This is a genomic window from Neptuniibacter sp. 2_MG-2023 (assembly GCF_030547495.1).
In the GTDB taxonomy this organism is placed as follows: Bacteria; Pseudomonadota; Gammaproteobacteria; order Pseudomonadales; family Balneatricaceae; genus Neptuniibacter.
Window position 1 is genome coordinate 1 of record NZ_JAUOQC010000030.1, and the last position, 1,008, is coordinate 1,008.

The 1,008-nt window shown below is 36.5% G+C and carries 1 protein-coding gene; it reads left to right on the plus strand.

Going from position 1 to position 1,008, the window contains the following annotated elements; translation table 11 throughout:
• Nucleotides 1-180 precede the first annotated feature (180 nt).
• Nucleotides 181-936, plus strand: a complete 756-nt coding sequence (locus Q4486_RS15735) for a hypothetical protein (RefSeq protein WP_303520103.1) — start codon at nucleotides 181-183, stop codon at nucleotides 934-936.
• Nucleotides 937-1,008 lie beyond the last annotated feature (72 nt).

Genomic DNA, 1,008 nt, shown 5'->3' on the forward strand with positions numbered 1-1,008 from the left:
CGAAGGTGGGTCTCAATTTACCCGTTTTTAAAAGGATTTAAAAAGGTGGAATATCCTCAAGAACAACCATACAAGTTGCTTAAACGGACAAAAAACAGTTGGCTTTTGCTCGTTCCTCGCTAATTTTAGCCAACTATTTTATTGCCGCTTAGCAAAGCGTTATGAGGAGATGGAAGTCCAGTGGCATCATCAACAATAGTTGAAAAAAGCTGTTACTTTATAAGTAACGTGTCTTGCTACGATGTAGCAAAAGATTTTGCTAGTCCGCTTTTAGCTGCAATTGCTGTTGTAGCTTCTGTCTTGATTGCATTTAAGCAGTTATCTAAACAACATCAAAACACTCTAGATGCTCAAAAGGAAGAAGCGAAAAGAAATACACGAGTTGAGCTATTCAAGGATATAAATGTTCTATTAGACCAATCAACAGTGTCTATTAGGCAGGTTAACTCTTATTGTTTTGGTAAAAAATATTCTAATTTAGAAATGAAAGCTCAGATTGATCATGTTGAATACTTGGAGCTAATGCAAAGCTTTGGAAACGCTCTTTTAGCTGTTATTTCTAAAGTGGAATCACACGAAATTGTGAACCTTAAATTATTTAGAGTTTTTCGGTTTGCGTTACAGTCAATCCATCATGATTTGTTAGCCCTACAAACTGAAAACGATCGGTTCAAAGTTTTAGAAAGCATAATTGAATTGACCAACGACTCTATTATGTATTTTGGCGATTTCCAAGTCTGCATGCAGAACATGGCTTATGGTGAAGTCTTTGACTCTGATGTGCCACATAGGGTGCCAGCCGATAAAAGGTATAAGGTCATAACTAATTGCCCTGATAGTTTAGATAAATTACATGACTACTTTTGGCAGGAAACGAATTGGGGTAAAAACTGTATTAAGTATGAAGATGAGGCCAAGGAAAAATTCTCCTCATAACAAGTGACTATGGTTCCCAGTCAAGTATTTAGACCATTTTTTCATCCCAGTATGTTCCGTTTTTCACCATCG